This is a genomic window from Paraburkholderia sp. SIMBA_054, from assembly GCF_046534875.1.
In the GTDB taxonomy this organism is placed as follows: domain Bacteria; phylum Pseudomonadota; class Gammaproteobacteria; order Burkholderiales; family Burkholderiaceae; genus Paraburkholderia; species Paraburkholderia hospita.
The window spans coordinates 1-260 of record NZ_JAWRXV010001057.1 but is presented as its reverse complement, the minus strand read 5'-3'; the positions used below and the strand labels follow the sequence as shown (position 1 = coordinate 260).

The 260-nt window shown below is 49.6% G+C and carries 1 protein-coding gene; it reads left to right on the top strand.

Features of this window, described 5'->3' with window-relative positions:
- The coding region (locus tag SB822_RS58395) for a sensor histidine kinase (protein WP_410859283.1) at nucleotides 1-220 on the top strand (220 nt) is incomplete at its 5' end.
- Between the last annotated feature and the right edge of the window lie 40 nt (nucleotides 221-260).

Here is a 260-nt window from a genome sequence, read left to right as displayed (position 1 = left end):
AGGAGAAGCTGTTGATATTGAAGTTTCAGACGATGGGGCAGGAATGAGGCGTGAAAAAGTCGAATCAGTACTGGACGTCAACCGACAAGGCGAGCATGGAATTGGCCTGATCAATACCGACAAACGGCTGCGCCAAATGTACGGGAGAGGTTTGGAAATCAGCAGTGCTGAAGGAATTGGAACACCGGTCAGATTCGTTGTCCCACGTTCGGGCACGTGAATCAGATGGTGGTAGAAGAAGAGTAACTCAAAAAGGGGTG